This is a genomic window from Acinetobacter gyllenbergii CIP 110306 = MTCC 11365 (assembly GCF_000413855.1).
GTDB lineage: Bacteria > Pseudomonadota > Gammaproteobacteria > Pseudomonadales > Moraxellaceae > Acinetobacter > Acinetobacter gyllenbergii.
The window spans coordinates 1-16,476 of sequence record NZ_ATGG01000046.1; the positions used below are offsets into that span (position 1 = coordinate 1).

Annotated in this window: 15 protein-coding genes; 10 read left to right on the forward strand and 5 right to left on the reverse strand. The window is 41.2% G+C overall.

Annotated elements, in window-relative coordinates; translation table 11 throughout:
* Nucleotides 1-131 precede the first annotated feature (131 nt).
* A complete protein-coding gene (locus tag F957_RS03045) occupies nt 132-479 on the forward strand; it encodes a hypothetical protein (RefSeq protein ID WP_016660582.1) in 348 nt (115 codons plus the stop codon).
* A 784-nt stretch (nt 480-1,263) separates the two neighbouring features.
* Here the strand turns inward: F957_RS03045 and F957_RS03035 are convergent.
* The 3 genes from F957_RS03035 to F957_RS03025 form a co-directional block, all read right to left on the reverse strand.
* On the reverse strand, nt 1,264-1,908 hold the full coding sequence (locus F957_RS03035) for a trimeric intracellular cation channel family protein (protein ID WP_004802075.1): 645 nt from the start codon (nt 1,906-1,908) through the stop codon (nt 1,264-1,266).
* 52 nt (nt 1,909-1,960) lie between these two features.
* Nucleotides 1,961-2,431 carry a YchJ family protein gene (locus tag F957_RS03030; protein WP_016540782.1) on the reverse strand — a complete coding sequence of 157 codons (471 nt, stop codon included), beginning with the start codon at nt 2,429-2,431 and terminating at the stop codon, nt 1,961-1,963.
* An 81-nt stretch (nt 2,432-2,512) separates the two neighbouring features.
* Nucleotides 2,513-4,096: a TerC family protein gene (locus F957_RS03025; RefSeq protein ID WP_016540781.1), complete on the reverse strand. Its 1,584-nt coding sequence runs from the start codon at nt 4,094-4,096 to the stop codon at nt 2,513-2,515.
* A 326-nt stretch (nt 4,097-4,422) separates the two neighbouring features.
* Between F957_RS03025 and F957_RS03020 the strand changes: the two genes are divergently transcribed.
* On the forward strand, nt 4,423-5,046 hold the full coding sequence (locus F957_RS03020) for an LOG family protein (protein WP_004656405.1): 624 nt from the start codon (nt 4,423-4,425) through the stop codon (nt 5,044-5,046).
* 53 nt (nt 5,047-5,099) lie between these two features.
* On the opposite strand, the gene F957_RS03015 is transcribed toward F957_RS03020, so the two are convergent.
* Complete coding sequence (locus tag F957_RS03015) at nt 5,100-6,893, reverse strand: choice-of-anchor I family protein (RefSeq protein WP_016540780.1); 1,794 nt, start codon at nt 6,891-6,893, stop codon at nt 5,100-5,102.
* Nucleotides 6,894-7,057: 164 nt separating this feature from the next.
* On the opposite strand from F957_RS03015, the gene mdtD reads away from it, so the two are divergent.
* From mdtD to creB, 5 genes are all read left to right on the forward strand, one after another.
* Complete coding sequence (mdtD, locus tag F957_RS03010) at nt 7,058-8,446, forward strand: multidrug transporter subunit MdtD (RefSeq protein WP_016540779.1); 1,389 nt, start codon at nt 7,058-7,060, stop codon at nt 8,444-8,446.
* A gap of 51 nt (nt 8,447-8,497) precedes the next feature.
* A complete protein-coding gene (locus F957_RS03005; RefSeq protein ID WP_016540778.1) occupies nt 8,498-9,466 on the forward strand; it encodes a hypothetical protein in 969 nt (322 codons plus the stop codon).
* 10 nt (nt 9,467-9,476) lie between these two features.
* Complete coding sequence (locus F957_RS03000) at nt 9,477-10,238, forward strand: glycoside hydrolase family 25 protein (protein WP_016540777.1); 762 nt, start codon at nt 9,477-9,479, stop codon at nt 10,236-10,238.
* The gene (gene dinB / locus F957_RS02995; RefSeq protein WP_016540776.1) at nt 10,228-11,295 is read left to right on the forward strand and encodes a DNA polymerase IV; all 1,068 of its coding nucleotides are present in this window, start codon (nt 10,228-10,230) and stop codon (nt 11,293-11,295) included. The genes F957_RS03000 and dinB overlap by 11 nt, the downstream gene beginning before the upstream one ends.
* Nucleotides 11,296-11,599: 304 nt before the next feature.
* Nucleotides 11,600-12,316 carry a two-component system response regulator CreB gene (gene creB / locus F957_RS02990; RefSeq protein WP_016540775.1) on the forward strand — a complete coding sequence of 239 codons (717 nt, stop codon included), beginning with the start codon at nt 11,600-11,602 and terminating at the stop codon, nt 12,314-12,316.
* Here the strand turns inward: creB and F957_RS02985 are convergent, their stop codons facing one another.
* Entirely contained in the window at nt 12,317-13,102 is a 786-nt protein-coding gene (locus F957_RS02985) for a hypothetical protein (RefSeq protein ID WP_016660584.1), read from the reverse strand.
* Between the two features lie 145 nt (nt 13,103-13,247).
* Between F957_RS02985 and creC the strand changes: the two genes are divergently transcribed.
* From creC to F957_RS02970, 3 genes are all read left to right on the forward strand, one after another.
* Complete coding sequence (creC, locus tag F957_RS02980; RefSeq protein ID WP_016540773.1) at nt 13,248-14,714, forward strand: two-component system sensor histidine kinase CreC; 1,467 nt, start codon at nt 13,248-13,250, stop codon at nt 14,712-14,714.
* Nucleotides 14,715-14,789: 75 nt separating this feature from the next.
* A complete protein-coding gene (gene creD, locus F957_RS02975; protein ID WP_016540772.1) occupies nt 14,790-16,178 on the forward strand; it encodes a cell envelope integrity protein CreD in 1,389 nt (462 codons plus the stop codon).
* Nucleotides 16,179-16,243: 65 nt separating this feature from the next.
* Nucleotides 16,244-16,447 carry a hypothetical protein gene (locus F957_RS02970; protein WP_016540771.1) on the forward strand — a complete coding sequence of 68 codons (204 nt, stop codon included), beginning with the start codon at nt 16,244-16,246 and terminating at the stop codon, nt 16,445-16,447.
* Nucleotides 16,448-16,476: the final 29 nt, after the last annotated feature.

Consider the following 16,476-nt stretch of genomic DNA (forward strand, 5'->3'; position numbering starts at 1 on the left):
CCTCTATTAAAGAACAAGATTATCGGCATGGTATTCGAATAATTTTCCATAATGGAAAAGCCATTAAAAAAGTGACAAGTTCAGGTAGAATATCTGCTGATATTATAAGATTAGCTTTAGGAAACTAATTTATGGAAAATATAGACCATTGGATTAATATTTATAGTATATTTTTTTCTATCTCCATTCTTTCAGTTGCATTTAACCTCTCACTTTGGGTTAAAGATATTGTTAATCGAATTTTATTAACCATCACATTAACAGGATTAATAAATTTTCTATTAAATTGGTTTATATTCCCAGAAGTATCAATAAGCTATAAACAGCAAGAAGAAATAGCTTCTTTCATATATCTTGGTTTTTATAACAATTTATTTTTCAACTTCATCCCAGCTACAATATCTTTATTAGCTTTAATTATTCTAATCATTAGAAATCTACCTAAAAAGATTTTTAATATAAAAAAAGAGTTAGACTAAGACACAACCAAGAAGAAGATAAAAACTCATTGACCTCCTTTATCAAAAAAGTTTTAGGTGAATAAATGGAATATTATAACTACTGGATAACTGTTTACGCTGTCATCTTTACGATACTCATTGCTTCTTTAAGTTTGAACTCTATTTTTCTCATAAAAGATAAAGTGAATAAAATTCTATTCTTCTTCGTTTTTTCTGGTCTATATTCTTTTATTTTAACTTACATTTTTCAAAAAGCCTATATTGATTACACCCAGCAAGAACTTCTATCTAAATTCATTTACACTGGATACAAAAAAAATTTTTTTACGGATCCATATATAGCATTTTCTCAATTGCAATTTTAATAATAATTATATTAAGAAACTTTTTAACAAAGAATACCACATTGAATTTTAAAAAAAGAAATAGGTAAGAAAATGGAAGATTATAACTACTGGATAACTGTTTATGCTATTGTCTTTACTATACTCATTGCTTCTTTAAGTTTGAACTCACTTTTTTCATAAAAGATAAAGTGAATAAAATTTTATTTTTCTTCATTTTTTCAAGATTATATTCTTTAATTTTAATTTATTTTTTTGAAAAAGCCTCTATTGGCTATACTCAACAAGAAGCACTACCAACTTTCATTTACAAAGGGTATCAAGCACACTTATTTCAGTACAATATCTCCGTTTTTATTGCATTTATTTCACTTATTGCTCTTATTATAAGATTTTATACTAAGAGGAAACATAAAATTAGCAGTTCCTCTTTGTAAGAAATAAAATCCAACTAAAACTCAATGCTCATCGGTGGAGGAAGCAGACTCGGCATCATCTTCTTTATAGATAAATTTCGGCATTTCCAGACCAAAATAAATCGCAATCAAACGAAGCGTAAAGCCAAAGACCAAGGTGAAAATCACAGTAAGATCGTGTGGCAAGCCAACTTCCAAACAGACCCAATAACAAATCACGGCGACAAAGGAAATACTGGCATACAACTCACGGCGGAACACCAACGGTACGTCATTACACAAGATATCACGCAGAATACCGCCCGACACCCCAGTGAGCACCCCTGCTACCGCAGACACCACAAAACCATGTCCCATCGACAAAGCAATCTGACAACCAATAATGGTAAAGCCGATTAAGCCCAAGGCATCTAGAACCAAGAAGATATTGCGCAGATGGCGCATCCATTTAGCAATAATAATGGTGACGAAGGCTGCAATACAGGTCAGCACCAAATATTCAGGATGTTTGACCCAGGTTAAAGGATAATGTCCGAGTAGCACATCACGTACCGAGCCACCGCCCAATGCCGTGACACAGGCAATCAGTACCACACCAAACCAGTCCATACTGCGTCGACCTGCGGACAATGCGCCCGTCATCGCTTCCGCAGTAATGGCAATAATATAAATCACGGTGAGTAACATCTGCCTACATCCCTAAATCAGGCGTAAAAGTGTGCGCTATTCTAAGACAAACTTAGATGAATTGTGCACAACATTGCTTAAATTTTTTCCCCGAGCCACAAATGCAGGGTTGTTTCATGGTGATTTGCATGTCCAGAGTCGGGTCAAGGAAATACCACTGCTGTTGATGTAATACAAAATGTGAAATTTCATGATGAATATGGGCTTGTGTACCATCATGATAATGTGCCTTGAACTCAACCAGCGCATGGGTCTTGTCTAGCTTGGGCTGATGCTGCACCACGTCCAGTTTAAGCCATTGATTCGATTGGCTCCAGTCGGCAATTGCAGCTCGATCTAAAGCGCTTTGTTGACCCAAGGCTGTCGTTTGCAAAATATAGTCAATCTGCTGCAAGGCAAAAGCACTATAACGCGAGCGCATCAATTGCTCTGCGGTTTGAGCAACTTGCTGTTTTAAGTGCAAAGGCTGACAGCACGCAGCATATTGCCCCTGCCCACATGGACAATCTTGTGATGTTGTCATTTCCAATTCTCAAATAAAAATAGCCCTGAGATGAACCTTGTACCACAAGGCCAAACTCAAAGGCTATTTACTAAAACTTAATTATTTCTCGGTCGTCTTCTCTTTCGCAAGAATGCGCACTTTTTCAATTTTGTGCCCATCCATGGTGACCACTTCAAAGCGATAGCCATCGACTTCAATCATGTCACCATTTTCAGGTAAGCGACCTAAATGGAATAAGATATAACCTGATAACGTTGAGTATTCTTCGCTTTCATCGACCAAATCTTTGCCCAATAACAAAGACACATGACGAATATCGGTTGAACCTTCCAGCAACATCGAACCATCATCTAGACTCTCCGCAGTTGCTTCCAATTCGTCTTCATCTGGGAATTCACCTGCAATCGCTTCTAGCATATCAATCGGCGTGGCAATCCCCTCAATCGAACCATATTCGTTCAATACGATTGCCATTTGCAACGGTGCTTGGCGTAATTGTTCCATCACCATCAACACTTGCGCATTTTCATGCACAATCACGGGTTCACGTAGGTGCTTGGTAAAATCAATCGCACCTGTTTCGATGTATTCATTCAACACTTTATGGGTTAACACAATCCCTTCGATATTGTCCAACTCACCACGGGCAATGATCAAACGTGAATGGGTCATCGCCATTAAACGTTCTTTTAACTCGGCAGGATCATCATCCAAGTCTAACCACTCTAACTCTGGGCGTGGTGTCATCACCGACTTGACTGGACGCTCAGATAGGCCCAATACCCCTTGAACCAAGACACTGTGGTAAACCCCATTGTCTTCATCAAAAACTTCTTTGGCATAGGCCTGTGTTGCTAACACATCTTCAGCTTCCTTGTTCTGACTTTCATTACCATTGCTCTTATTACCAAGCATACGCAATACAGCGGAAGCGGTGCGATAACGCAGATCAGTCGTAGTGACCAATTTCTCTTGGTTACGGCGCATGGTTTGGTTAACCATTTCCACCAACACCGAGAAACCAATCGCAGCGTATAAATAACCTTTTGGAATATGGAAACCAAAGCCTTCGACCACCAATGAGAAACCAATCATCATCAGGAAGCCAAGACACAGAATCACCACGGTTGGATGCTTATTGACGAAATCCATCAATGGACGTGAAGCTAGCAACATGATACCAATCGCAATCGTAACCGCGATCATCATCACCGAAAGCTCTTTTACCATTCCCACTGCAGTGATCACACTGTCGAGCGAGAATACCGCATCAAGAACCACGATCTGTACCACCACCATCCAGAACACGGCATGCACTGGATTTTCTTCTTTATGTGCTTGCTTGCCTTCGATGCGTTCATGCAGTTCCATGGTGCCTTTAAATAATAAGAACACACCACCAAACAGTAGAATCAGGTCTCGTCCAGAAAATGGATGATCAAAAATATGGAACAGCGGTGTGGTTAATGTCACCACCCATGCGATCGAAGCAAGTAAGATCAAACGCATTAACAGGGCGAGAATCAGACCAATTTTACGCGCAGCATTACGTTGTTCTGGTGGTAATTTCTCTGCCAAAATTGCAATAAAAACAAGGTTATCAATACCTAGTACAATTTCAAGCACCACCAATGTGGCTAAACCAACCCATGCAGCTGGATCTGACATCCATTCCAGAATCATTGAGGTGACTCCTCTGCAAAATCAGCAATATTGTTATGAAGTTGAGATTTTAAAAGGTCGGCACAAACAGCCAAAACATTTTTTTTAGGAAATAAGAACAATACGGAGCGACAACAACCACTACTCATAGAGGGACAAAGATTAATAAAAGGATTTTCAGTATAGGCAAGATTTCAGTGAAATTCATCTTTTTTTATGTTGAGGATGTTTTCAAATTCTTTCCAGGCATGCTAAAAGCCCATTGTATGTAAAATGTGCATAAAACTGTCACAAACCTGATTTAGCCTAGACAAGCACAGTGAAAATGATAAGGTGAAAATAAACGAATGAATAGTGTATTAAGAATGACAGAGAAAAAAAGCATTAACCCGACTCCCATCACCACTCAATCTCTGATTGCCCTCTATTGCGGTTCACGTACAGGTAACAAGCCAATTTACCGAGATAAAGCCATTGAACTTGCCCAGCATATTGCCAACCAAGGTTTTGGTATTGTCTATGGCGGCGCGAGTATTGGTCTGATGGGACAAGTGGCAGATACCGTACTGGAACACAGTGGTGAAGTGGTGGGTGTGATTCCAGAATTTATGCTGGACTATGAAATTGCCCACCATAAACTGACCGAACTCCATATCGTCAACAGCATGCATGAACGTAAGGCACTGATGGCTGAACGTGCCAGTGCCTTTATTGCCTTACCGGGTGGCTTAGGAACTTTTGAAGAGATTCTGGAAATTGCCACATGGGGCCAGCTCAATCAGCACCAGAAACCGATGATCATCTATAACGTCAATCGTTTTTATGATGCCTTGATTGCACAGCTTGATCATGCGGTAGAAGAAGGCTTTTTACCGCCACAGCATCGCGCCAAAGTGATTATTTGCGAAACACTGGAACAGATTTCAAGTGTGATTAAAAACTTAAACACACCCAGCCATATCGAAGTCTAAAACATCCCCATAAAAAAGCGGATCAAGGAGATCCGCTTTTTTATATTGAGAACTTATTTTACATTCACCTGATACACCGCAGTTGAACCACTGACTTCATTCCCTACCACCAATAAAGGCTTGCCATTCGGTGAGTCTTTTGCAGCAATAAAGATCAAGCCTTCAGGTCCTAAATCACCTTGTTTTGCCGCATCGGTTTCAACAAAATTACGTGTCGTAAAATATTCAATAAACTTTGGTTTATTCGGTGTGCTGATGTCATACACCATCACCCCACTCATCCGCTCTAAGCCAATAAAAGCAAAGGTTTTCTTACCGATCGTACCAACAGCAATACCCTCAGGCTCTGGACCTTTCGCTGCACTTCGTTTATCAAACGTTACTTCCTCATGATCACTATTAAAGTAATTCGGAAAGAGCTCTGCTGTTTTCTTTTCAAATTCGCTACCAGAGTCCCAGATTATTTGACCTTGAGTATTCCAAATACTGAATGAACGTGCACCATAAGCATAAAGCTTGTCATAAACCAAATAACCGTCTGCATCCAGTTTTGGCGTACCATCTGCATACATCTGGTAACCCTTGGTCCAAGTCACTTTTAAACGACCTAATTGGCTATCATCACGACATTCTTTTGCATCTGTTGCCGTTGCCCCACAATAACCAAATACTGCTGCATTCAATCTTGCTCCTTTAACGCCCACCACAATTTTCTGTAAATGTGCTGGATACTCGTCTTTCACTTTATTGGTAAAACCACTGCTCTTGAATAAATCTTTAACACGTATTTCTTCGACAAAACCTTTGCTGGTATCACCGCCAAAATATGCATCTGAATCTTTTAACCAAGCACGTGCATCGCCTTCATTGGCAGTGACCAGATAGGTTTGACCATTAGCTTGATAATTGGCAATCGAATCAGGTTGATACATCCCGACCAAGCCTGCCCAAGTCTTGATATCAATCTTTTTGTCTTTATCACTGACATCCAGCTCATTGCCAATTTGCCCATGATCTTTATAGCCCAATGGATAAATATCCGTCACTTTCTGCTGTGCGATATCAATTCGAGCAATGGCATTATTTTCCTGCAATGTCACCCAAGCCGTTTTGCTGTCTGCAGAAATGGTTATATATTCAGGCTCTAGATCCTGAGCCACACTCGCATTGGGCCCAAAAATACGTACCCCTTTGGCGATTAAATCCGCCTTTTGCGTATTCCATGCCTTAAAGTCCGCTACGCTGGCTTTCGGTTGTTGAATATTGCTGATATCAATAATGCTGACTGAACCTTCAGGATCAACCGAGTAGTCATCATTTGGCTCGCCTTCATTGGCCACTAAAACGGTTTTGCCATCGGGACTAAAACTCAACATATCAGGCAATGAACCCACCGCGACCTTGCTGATAAAACTTAAATCTTTGGCATTAAAAAATACCACGATGCCCGCATCAGTTTTGTTTTCGGCTTGAACGGCGATTGCAACAATGCCATTTTTCACTGCAACACTGTTCACTTCCGAATTGGCTAAATAAGTACGGGCAGACAGTTCTGCAACATGGACAGGTTTTTCAGGTTTAGAGGCATCTAAAACATCAACTAAACCTTTCTGGGCATTGACCACAAAGAGACGTTTGCTTGCAGCATCATAAGCGGGAATTTCAGCAGCACTTTTGGCAAAGACATTGGTTTTATAACGTCCTAATAAACTTAACTTAATCGTTTCAGGGGTTGTTTCAACTACTTCTGCTGACGTGTTTGCGTTGTTATTGTCGTTGTCATCATTACACGCCACTAACCCCACCGACAATAACGCTGTCAGTAATACTGAAATCTTAAATTTCATGATCAAATTCCATACAATTTATTCTGTATGGCTAATCTAGTCGTTGGTGATGCAAATTCGATGACACTTTAATGTCAGTTTCATGACCACTCTTTGACAATTTTAGGCTTTATTTCACGCACAGTTGCATTAAACTAAAACTGCCTTTTTATCCATCATGGCTCATGACAACGACAACACATCAAGCGGTACAGCCTGAATTCCGAATGTTGGTGCTCTTGGTCTCGATTGGCTTTTTTATGCAAGCCTTGGACACCACCATCGTCAACACGGCAATTCCTGCCATGGCAGTACAACTCAATGAAAATCCCCTGCAAATGCATGGCGTCATTGTGGCCTACGTGCTATCAGTTGCGGCCTGTATTCCACTCAGTGGCTGGTTAGCCGATCGTTTTGGCATCCGTAATATTTATCTGAGTTCTATGGTGATTTTCAGCTTGGCCTCGCTGGGCTGTGGCTTGTCGCAAAACCTAGAACAATTATTATTTTTCCGTGTCATTCAAGGCGTTGGTGGTGCCTTGCTGATGCCCGTGGGGCGCTTGGCACTGTTAAAACTGATTCCACGCTCCCAATTCCTGTCTGCCATGAGCCTGATGAGTCTTGCAGGCTTGATTGGCCCGTTAATGGGGCCGACTTTAGGGGGGTGGCTGGTCGAAGTGACCACTTGGCACTGGATCTTTTTAATTAATATTCCGATGGGAATCTTGGGAATGATCATGACCTTCAAAGTCATGCCCAACCAGAAAGAACCAAGTGTCAAATCCTTCGATTTAAGTGGCTTTATCCTGTTAATGGTCGCCATGGTAGGCTTGTCTCTCGGGATTGAAAATATAGCCGCATCGCAATATTCCCGCTGGATCAGCGTGGTTTTATTGATTTCGGGACTGTTGGCAGCTGGCACTTATGCCTACCATGCGCATACGCATCAAAACGCCCTGTTTCATGGTCGCTTATTTCGCTACAAAATCTTTTCCATCGGCGTACTGGGCAATTTCTTTGCCCGCCTCGGTAGTAATGCCATTCCCTTCATTTTACCGCTGATGCTACAAGTCGCCTTTGGCTTTGAACCTTTCTATACCGGTTTAATGATGATTCCAATGGTACTGGGTTCATTATTTTCCAAGCCCATTGTCCGTCCACTGATCCAACGGGTCGGTTATCGTCGTTTTCTACTCACCAATACGGTTTTGGTTGGTTTATGCATCGCCAGTTTTTCACTGATGACCGTCGCTACACCTTTATGGTTGAAAGTTCTGCATCTGTTTATCTTTGGTACGCTCAATTCACTGCAATTCGTGGGCATGAATACCCTGACCTTGAAAGACTTAGCACAACAGGATGCCAGTAGTGGCAATAGCTTCTTGTCGATGATTATGATGCTTTCAATGAGTATCGGGGTCGCTTTGGCAGGAACGTTAATTAATCTGTTTGGGCAACAGTTTTCCAGTGCCTCGATTAGCACCGCCTTCCACGCCACTTTGATTACGCTTGGCTGTATTAATGTCATTACCGCCTTGGTGTTCTGGCAAATCCCCAAAGAAACCACAGATTAAATTTACGGACCTAAAGTTCGTCGTCCAATAAACAGAATAAGGAAAAATAAAATGATCGTTCCACAGCATTGGGCAGAAGCTAAAACAAAAACCAAGATTGCAGGGCGACAATACACCATTAAACGCTTTGGTTGGTCAGATCAAAGCCTTGAAGCAGCGCAATCGTATGCCGAGCAACGTGTTGCCGAGGCAATTGAAAGGATCAAGGCTGGTGAAAATATTCGAAGAATCGACCATAAAGTTCCCTACAATGGTGCCGAAGGCGTACCAATCAGAGAACAGATTATTGCTCAGCATGACGATGTCATTATCACGCGAAATTCCTACGGCGCATTATGCTTAAATACCCCAGATGTGTTATTTGCAGATATCGATTTCGAATACGCACCTCGATTTAGACTGTATCTATTGGCTTTTTTATTGTTAATACTGGTCACGACTATTGGGGCTGTTTACTTAGGTTCATGGATGATCTTGGGAGTCGGAGTGATTGTTTCCCTCATCTTGACAGGGCTGGTTGGCAAAGGCCTGTTTTATTTACAAAGCAAGTTATTTGGAACACCAGAACAGCGTGCATTTGCATCAATTCAAGATTTCTCTCAACAGCACCCCACATGGCATTTACGCGTTTATCTCACGCCAAAAGGTTATCGTGTTTTGGCAATGCATCAAACCTTTGAACCTAAAAGTGATGAAGCTCAATTATTATTCAATGCCATTCATGCGGATCCTAACTACATCCGAATGTGTAAAAATCAAAATTGTTTCCGAGCCAGAATTAGCCCAAAACCTTGGCGAATTGGTGTGAATCGCTTAGCACTCGGCGTCTGGCCAGTAAGTGAAGCACGTTTAGCGATCCGCGAAAACTGGGTTCGAGACTATCAGAAACAAGCCGAGAACTATGCATCATGCAAATTTGTGGCACAATTAGGCAGTCAGGTCACCCACATGAAGGCGAAGCGAGTACAATCTCTACATGACCAATACTGTAAATCTGACACTCGCTTAGACATCGCATAATACAAATGATATGGCAAAAAAATCTGCAAAATTTCCGTCGACACAACATTATCCGACTTATGCCAGTATCGGTTTAGCGGTCATGCTGGGTGTAGTCAGCTACTTTGGCTTGTTCTATCAGCAGAAAGCCTCGGCACAGGATTATTCCATTCGCGGCTTTGATGTGTCCCATCATCAAGGCGAGATTAACTGGAAAAAAATCTCGCCAATGCAATATCAATTCGTTTATTTAAAAGCCACGGAAGGGGGCGATTTTAAAGATCGTAACTTTCAGCAAAACTGGCTCAAAGCACGTGAACGTGGCCTACATGTCGGTGCTTATCATTTTTATCGGCTGTGTCGTGATGGGGCAATCCAAGCCGAAAATTTTATTGCCACTGTTCCAAAAAAAGCCGATGCCCTGCCGCCTGTGATTGATTTGGAATATGACAGTAACTGCATCAACACCTATACCAAAGAGCAGCTCATCAAAGAAATTCAGGTGATGCATGACCAACTGCAACAGCATTATGGCAAACAACCGATTTTTTATATTTCCAAAAGCTTTTACCATATTGTGCTAATGGGGAACTTTAACAACACTCCGTTATGGGTCAGAGACTATGAGGGCAAGCCTGAACTCAAAGATGGTCGACAATGGCTGTTTTGGCAGCATAGCAGCCAAGGAAAAATCGACGGCGTTCCCAAAGCCGTGGATTTAAATGTCTATGCCGAATCCCCAAAACAATGGCGGATATTTCTGAAAGCACAAGGCATTGAAGATGCCAAATGAGCTACGCAAAATCATCCATATCGACATGGATGCCTTTTATGCCTCAGTCGAGCTCAAAGATCGCCCAGAGCTAAAAGATTTACCTGTGGTAATTTCCTCTCATCATCCAAGAGCGGTCATTGCTGCAGCGTCTTACCCTGCCCGCGTCTTTGGACTCCGTTCTGCCATGTCGATGGGACAAGCCAAAAAACTCTGTCCACAGGTCATCGTGATCGAACCTAATTTTGAAAAATACCGCGAAGTTTCAGCGCAAATTCATCAGATTTTTCAGCAATATACCCCCTTGATTGAACCGCTGTCTTTAGATGAAGCCTATCTGGACGTGACTGAGAACTTAAAACATATCGCCAGTGCCACCGAAGTCGCAGCACAAATCCGTGCTGATATTTTTGCAGTCACAGGACTGACTGCTTCAGCGGGCGTGGCACCAAATAAATTCTTGGCAAAAATTGCCTCGGATTGGAACAAACCCAATGGTTTATTTGTGATTAAACCGAATCAGGTGCTGCGCTTTATCCAAGATTTGGCTCTGAATAAAATTCCTGGGGTGGGCAAAGTCACTCAAGAACGCTTGCAGCAACTGAATTTACATACCTTGGGTGATCTGCAAAAAATCGACGAAAATGTGCTGATTCATCATTTTGGCAAGTACGGTAAACAGCTGTATTTATATGCGCAAGGCATTGATCATCGACCAGTCCAAGCAGAACGGGAACGCCAACAGATTTCCAAGGAAATTACCTTTGATGAGGATTATACCCTTGTCCAATGCAGCCATGCATGGCAGCCATTGACCGAGCAAGTCTGGCGCAGCCTAAATAAAAAACAACTGACCGCTCGCGGTATGACCGTCAAACTCAAACTTAAAAACTTCCAAGTGCTACAACACAGTAAAAGTTTTAAACAAGCACTGCAATCACAACAAGACTTGGGGCAAGTGGTACTGCAACTGCTGGATGAAATGCATATTGATCCAGAATTCCAATTTCGCCTGGTTGGTGTCGGGGTATATCAGTTACAAGCTTTGGAAGAAGAATCACAACTATCTTTGTGGTAACGCTGTTTTTTTACACAAAAGCACAATCCTGACTGAAATTTATGTTTGCTTTTTATTCAGTTTTCAGTACTCTAAGCAACGCAGTAACATTATCCTTGTTATTTGCTTTGCTAAAGAAAACCTCACTTTTAGCATCTGCCCCTGTGGTTGGCGTGACGATCAAATCCGAAGATTACAGGGCACTTCAGGTCTTCTTTCGCTATCCTCTTGTTCCTATAAAAAATTCTATATCCCCACTACACATCATCATAACTTCAGTTAAACTCAGCAGATAAAACTAGAAAATTCTGTATGTACATGCCTTATGAAGCAAAAACAAATACTTTGTGTTGAAGATGAAGCCGCCATCGTCCTGCCCCTGCGTTACGCACTTGAGCGTGAAGGCTGGTCCGTCAGTTGGGCCAATACAGGGACTCAAGCATTGCAATTACTGGCTCAACAATCCTTTGATTTTATTATTTTAGATGTCGGACTTCCTGACCTAAATGGCTTTGAAGTTTGCAAACAGCTGCGTCAAAAAGACCAAACACCTTTACTGTTTTTAACAGCCCGTGATGATGAAATTGATCGAGTGGTGGGTCTCGAAATTGGTGCAGATGATTATTGCAGTAAACCCTTTAGTGCACGTGAAATTGTGGCCAGAATCAAAGCCATTTGGCGCAGAATGGAGGTTCAGGCACAGCCAGCTACGGTGCCAACTGCCGTGCCTGCAATGGAGATTATATTGCAATCAGCTACATGGTCATGTAACCCTCAATCCTTGCAGATTCATTATCATGGACAACCACTACAACTGACTCGTTATGAATACCGCCTCTTATTTTTACTGATTCAGCACCCAGAACAAGTCTTTAGTCGCCAGCAACTGATGGATCATATTTGGGAACATCCAGAGCATAGTTTGGAACGTACTGTCGATACCCATATCAAAAGTTTAAGACAGAAACTCAAACAGGTTACCCCAAATGATGACCCGATTCGCACCCATCGTGGATTTGGCTATAGTCTGGGGCAAAGTTAATTACACACTGCAATCCTGCTTATTCATTTTGATTTGAGTTGCTTCAGTATTGTCTGAATAATAGTACTGCAGCTTGACTTGAGCTCCTTTTTCTAAAAGCTCTTTCATCTTAGAATCGGCGCAAACACCCTTTATAATATTTGGTACTGCATTGGTTTCGATCCAATTTGAGGATAGATCATCTGCTGTAAAATGAATTAATCGATAAACAAAAGTCAGCTCTTTATCTTTCGCAATTACATTTTCTAGACTTGTTTCTCTATCTAATTTCATTGGTAGTTTCTTATTCATTATGTTTGCCCCTAAAGTTAGTTGCAAAGCTAAATCATCTTTAATCCCTTTTTCACATAAATTCTTGGGTGCTTCAATAAAGTATTCCTCAGTAATATAAAGCTTATTATCAGGTTTTCTAGTGACGACCATATAATAATCTTTATCTGAGTAGCAATCTTTATTATTATATTTTGTCGCTGATATTTTTGCAGAGTTGGCATTTCTAATAATTTTCACATTACTAAAATTGGTTTGGTATGCTATATTTTTTAAAACATCGATATTTTCATTTACCAATTCCTTTAATTTCTTGCCAGACATACTTGTCGTTCGCTCAATTCCATCAGATGAGATCTGTTTAGAATGAATTTTTGCATCGTCTGCATACATATCTAAACCTTCAGGATCAACAGCATTGGATAATTGTTCATATTTTTTCAAGAACATCATATATTCTTGATCAGGATTTACAGCATAACTCTTAGACACCACGAATAGACTTAAAATAATCATTATTCTTTTCAAAATAGTTCCCTTAATATTATGATTAATAAATTGATAATCATAATATTCAAATTCTATTTTTTCAATTTCTACTTACTATTTTTTTGTATTGTGATTAAACTAAATCAGAACAATTAAAATTCCATTTTTGATTATGTCAATCTTTGTCCGTATCTGGTTTTTCTTTAGCTTGGTGGTGGTTCTGAGTCTGGGCTTTATCGCCTATACCCTGACTCAGCAAGTCAAGCCCAATGTCCGACAAGTGGTTGAAGATACCCTCGCTGAAAATGCCAATATCATTGCCCAACTGATTGCAGAAGATGTCTATGAACATCAGGTGGATACGCCTGAATTTGATCAAAAAATTCAGGCAGCTTTATCTCGTCAACTGAATGCCACCATTTGGCAGCATCGCAAAGAACAGATTAACCAGCAACTGTACATTACCGATCCCAAGGGCATCGTGATTTATGATTCTGAAGGGCAAGCTGTTGGGCAAGACTATTCCAGATGGAATGATGTCTACTTAACACTGCGTGGTAAATACGGCGCACGCTCAACTGCAACCAATCCCGATGATCGCAATAGCAGCATCATGCATATTGCAGCGCCGATTATTTACCAACAGCAATTACTCGGTGTGGTCAGTATTGGTAAACCCAATCAGTCGGTACAACCCTATATCGAACGTGCTGAGCAGCAACTGATTTATCAAGCCCTCTGGATTGCAGCACTCAGCCTGCTCTTGGCCAGTATGGTGGCCTATTGGCTCAGACATAGTATTGATCGGGTTCGACGCTATGCACAAGCGTTGGCACCGGTGAATCAGGCACCGTTCTTTTATTCTGCTAAAGAACTCAATCAAGTGACTCAAGCATTGAGTGAAATGCGGGAAAAACTAGAAGACCGTGGCTATGTGGAGAATTATGTCAATACATTGACCCATGAACTTAAAAGCCCACTCACCGCGATTCAAGCCAGCGCTGAACTATTACAAGATGATATCCCTCTAGCTGATCAGCAACAGTTTGCCCATCATATCATCCAGCAAAGCCAGCGTTTGCAATCCTTGATTGAACGAATGTTGTTATTAACACGACTCGAAAAAAATCAGCATGTTTTAGAGTTTCAAAACTTAGACCTAAACGAGCTCATTCAACAATGTTTTCAGCAACAACATAGTGCTTTGCAACTGAAACAAATCCAAACCCAGCTTGATCTCCCCCAACACTGTTCGATTCATGCTGATCCATTTTGGCTGAAACAAGCGCTGAATAATCTCTTAGATAACGCCAGAGATTTCTGCCCACCACTGGGAAAAATCGCAGTTCAAGTTCAGCAAGACCCAACCCATCAAAGCATCACTTTGTTGTTTTTTAATGAGGGTGAAGCCATTCCTGAGTATGCCTTAAACCGTGTATTTGAGACTTATTTTTCTCTACCGCGTCCGCATAATCAGCAACGCAGTACCGGCATTGGGCTTAGTATCGTCAAACAGATTATTCAGCAGCACCACGGTCGGATTAGTATCCAGAATATTCAGGCAAATCGCCTCGACTTCTTAGCAACACATCAATCTGGTGTGCTCTTGACCCTCACACTTCACACAAACTTCACTTAAGCTTCAAAGCAAACGCATCCGAAGCGCATATGCCTTGTAGATACTGGTCAGATCATAATGACCATGGAATTTCACATGCGCCGCAATTTTATCAGTCTTAAAATCGGAGCCATTCTGTTCCTGATTCTAATCTTTTATATCGGTTTATTTTTTATTTCGGGCTTGGTCTCTGAACGTCAAAGCTACCAGCAGCAAGTCCTTCATGACATCGCCAATGAACAAATTCGCCCACAACAAATCGTCGCACCTTATTTAAAATTACCTTACCAAGTGCAAACCACCTGCACTGATGAACAGAAAAAAAGTTATCCCTGTACACAAATCCTATTTGTCGCTATCGGGGCTGAAACGACCGACTGGAATGCACAATTTAAGGTTTCGGACAGCACTTATAAGCGCAATATCTATAAAGCCATTAGCTATCAAAATTCGATGTCTGGCAAAGGCCTATTTAAAGCGGTGAATAATGAAGAAAAACGTGATTATTTGTGGGAACAGGCTGAAATTATTTTTCCGATCCAAGATGCGCGAGGACTCAATGCTAAGCCAATCTTCAATATTGATGGTGTAGCCTATAAGTTCGACTTTTCAGAACAAAGCCAAGGACAACGCGGTTTTGACCTGATGCATCTGACAGCGAAGCAGTACCCTGAACTGGTGCAAAAGTTCCAACAGGGTTTTAAGTTTGGCCTGCAGTTCGAGCTTGAAGGACTCAGTGAATTCAGCTTCATTCCGACCAGTTATGAAATGACCTATCAAGCCACGGGCAACTGGGGCGATGTTAAATATGATGGGCAAAGTCTACCCTTTAAAAAAGCCAGTGAAAAACGCCAATTTCAGGCAGACTGGAAAAATATCGCACTGGGTAAACGTAATTTAGAAAATGTGTCACTGTGCGAAAATAGCCAGTGCTTCTATCAGGTCTTAAATGCAGAAAATGCACCCGCAGAAGCCGCTTACGATAGCCGCACCCCATCCAATATTTCAGGCATTTCGACGCAATTCCTAGAGCCTGTCAATATCTATACCCAAACTGATCGTGCCATAAAATATGGCATCATGGTCATCATCATTACCTTTGGTTGCTTCTTCCTATTTGAAGTTTTAAAACAACTTAAAATCCATCCTGTGCAATATGCCTTGGTGGCGATGGCACAAGGCGTGTTCTTCGTGCTACTGCTTTCAATCAGTGAATATTATGCTTTTGCACTGGCTTATTTGGTTGCGGCCTGCGCCTGCGTCGGTCTGATTACGTGGTACTTATACTTCGTCGTGAAAGGGATTAAGCCTGCGCTGTTATTCGGAATTCTACTTGGTGTGCTCTACAGCATGATGTATCTATTACTACAATCCAGTGGCAAGACCTTCTTATTCGGTTCGATCCTGTCCTTTATTCTAATTGCCTGTGTCATGTTCATCACCCGTCATGTCAATTGGTACCAATCCGAACAACACAGCCAATAAAAAATATATAAGGGTGAAGTGTAATGTCTTCGCCCCTTTTCACGACATTGATCAGGAATAAAACCATGTACCAAACGACTTATTTAGCCTTAAAGCAACTTAAACAGCTATGCCCTTTACATAGCTCGATTGCAAGCTGTCTGAATCAATTGCGACAAGCCAAAATCCAGTTTTTAAATCTGGGAAATGTGATTATCTGCCCACAACAAGGCTGTATTTTATTTTTCCAGCAGCGCAACTTAATGGAAATAGAAAGTTTTTTAGCCTAATTTATAGAAAATTACATTGCTGTCGAATT

Excerpts from the sequence above, each read along its gene's own strand:
- F957_RS02985 (WP_016660584.1), bottom strand. The coding sequence starts at position 13,102 with ATGATTATTTTAAGTCTATTCGTGGTGTCTAAGAGTTATGCTGTAAAT.
- F957_RS03015 (WP_016540780.1), bottom strand. The coding sequence starts at position 6,893 with ATGAAATTTAAGATTTCAGTATTACTGACAGCGTTATTGTCGGTGGGG.
- mdtD (WP_016540779.1), top strand. The coding sequence starts at position 7,058 with ATGACAACGACAACACATCAAGCGGTACAGCCTGAATTCCGAATGTTG.
- F957_RS02970 (WP_016540771.1), top strand. The coding sequence starts at position 16,244 with ATGTACCAAACGACTTATTTAGCCTTAAAGCAACTTAAACAGCTATGC.
- creD (WP_016540772.1), top strand. The coding sequence starts at position 14,790 with ATGCGCCGCAATTTTATCAGTCTTAAAATCGGAGCCATTCTGTTCCTG.
- dinB (WP_016540776.1), top strand. The coding sequence starts at position 10,228 with ATGCCAAATGAGCTACGCAAAATCATCCATATCGACATGGATGCCTTT.
- F957_RS03045 (WP_016660582.1), top strand. The coding sequence starts at position 132 with ATGGAAAATATAGACCATTGGATTAATATTTATAGTATATTTTTTTCT.
- creB (WP_016540775.1), top strand. The coding sequence starts at position 11,600 with ATGAAGCAAAAACAAATACTTTGTGTTGAAGATGAAGCCGCCATCGTC.
- F957_RS03005 (WP_016540778.1), top strand. The coding sequence starts at position 8,498 with ATGATCGTTCCACAGCATTGGGCAGAAGCTAAAACAAAAACCAAGATT.
- F957_RS03030 (WP_016540782.1), bottom strand. The coding sequence starts at position 2,431 with ATGACAACATCACAAGATTGTCCATGTGGGCAGGGGCAATATGCTGCG.
- F957_RS03035 (WP_004802075.1), bottom strand. The coding sequence starts at position 1,908 with ATGTTACTCACCGTGATTTATATTATTGCCATTACTGCGGAAGCGATG.
- F957_RS03000 (WP_016540777.1), top strand. The coding sequence starts at position 9,477 with ATGGCAAAAAAATCTGCAAAATTTCCGTCGACACAACATTATCCGACT.
- creC (WP_016540773.1), top strand. The coding sequence starts at position 13,248 with ATGTCAATCTTTGTCCGTATCTGGTTTTTCTTTAGCTTGGTGGTGGTT.
- F957_RS03020 (WP_004656405.1), top strand. The coding sequence starts at position 4,423 with ATGAATAGTGTATTAAGAATGACAGAGAAAAAAAGCATTAACCCGACT.
- F957_RS03025 (WP_016540781.1), bottom strand. The coding sequence starts at position 4,096 with ATGATTCTGGAATGGATGTCAGATCCAGCTGCATGGGTTGGTTTAGCC.